1 pseudogene is annotated in these 1,494 nt (G+C 78.6%); it reads left to right on the top strand.

Annotated features, from left to right (window positions below):
- Window positions 1-282 precede the first annotated feature (282 nt).
- Window positions 283-1,494 (top strand): annotated as a pseudogene (locus AE652_RS41210) (hypothetical protein); the annotation flags it as partial.

The raw sequence follows: 1,494 nt of genomic DNA, 5'->3' as shown, positions 1-1,494 counted from the left end.
GCCGGCCCACGCGCCCGCCCCCGCCGCGCACGCCGACCCGGCCCCCAGCGACGACTACACCGTCGCCCTCTCGGCCTCCACCGTCGGCGTCCTGCTCGCGGCCGTCATGGTCGGCGCCGTCGCCCACAAGCGCGGCACCCAGCAGCGCGCCCGCCGGCCCCGGCACCGCATCGCGATGCCCGAGGCCGAGGCCGCCGCCTTCGAGAACGAGCTGATGGCCCGGCAGGACCAGGCCGGACTGGACCTGCTGGACCGCTCCCTGCGCACCCTGGCCCGCAACCCGTGCGCGGCGGCAAGCGGCTGCCCGCCATCGTCGCCGCCCGGATCACCCCGGGCCGGACCATCGAACTGCACCTGTCCGGACCGGCCACCCCGATCGCGCCGTTCCGCGCCGCGCACGCCGCCAACGTGTGGTGGTGCAGCGCCGACTCGGGCGACCTGCTCAGCCCCGGCCAGGCCCGGAAGACCGCCGCGCCCTACCCCGCGCTGGTCACCCTCGGCACCTCGCCGGACGGCTCGGTGGTCCTCGCCGACCTGGAGGCCGTCCGGCTGCTCCACCTGTCCGGCCACCCGGACGACGCCCGCGACGTGCTGCGCACCCTCGCCGTCGAACTGGCCCACAGCCCGCTCGCCGACCGGCTCCACCTGCACCTGGTGGACCTCGCCGAGGAGGTGCCGATCAGCGGCCCGGCCGCCGAACGCGTGCACCGCCACCCCACCCTGGAGGCCGCGCTCGCCGCCCTCGGCCCGCGCACCGCCAAGGCCCGCGCCACCCTCGTCGCCGCCGAGGCCACCAGCCCGCGCGAGGCCCGCAGCCGGGGCCAGGCCGACGAGTCCTGGACGCCCGAGATCGTGCTCTGCGCCCACCAGCCCGGCGGGGACGTCCCCGCCGAGCTCGGACGCCTGCTCGACGCCCGTCCGCGCACCTGCGTCGCCGTCATCACCCGTGCCCCCGAGCGCGGCACCGGCCCGGTCGCCCGCTGGACCCTGCCGGCCTCCGGCCAGGCCGCGATCCCGGGCCTGCACCTCACGGTCGAGCTGCAGCGGCTCAGCGACCGGCAGTACGACCAGGTCGCCGAGCTGCTCCGGGTCGCCGACGACACCACCCAGCACCCGGCCCCGGCCTGGACGCTGGACGGGCCGGAGGACGACACCGACACCACCGAACTGCCCGCCGCCGTACCGGTGCTGGCCGCCGTCGGGGCCTCGGCCGCCGTGGCGGTCCCGGCCATCGGAGGTCCGGCTGCCGCGGCTCCGGTCGGTGGGGCTTCGACCGGTGGAGCCTCCGTCGGTGGGGCTTCCGCCGGCAGGACTTCCGTCGGCGGGGCTTCGGCAGGCGGGGCTTCGGCAGGCGGGGCGGAGGAGGGCGCGGCCGCCGGTCCCCGGCTGCTGGCCCGGGTCATCGGCACCGGTGCCAGCCCGTTCGCGGGCACCGATCCGGTGGCGCCCGCTCCGACCCCTGCCGCGCTGCCGCCCGCGGCATCCAGCCCGGCT

The sequence above is a fragment of the Kitasatospora sp. MY 5-36 genome (assembly GCF_001182915.1).
Lineage (GTDB): Bacteria > Actinomycetota > Actinomycetes > Streptomycetales > Streptomycetaceae > Kitasatospora.
The sequence above is the reverse complement of the archived record's forward strand: the minus strand, read 5'-3'. Positions and strand labels throughout refer to the sequence as shown.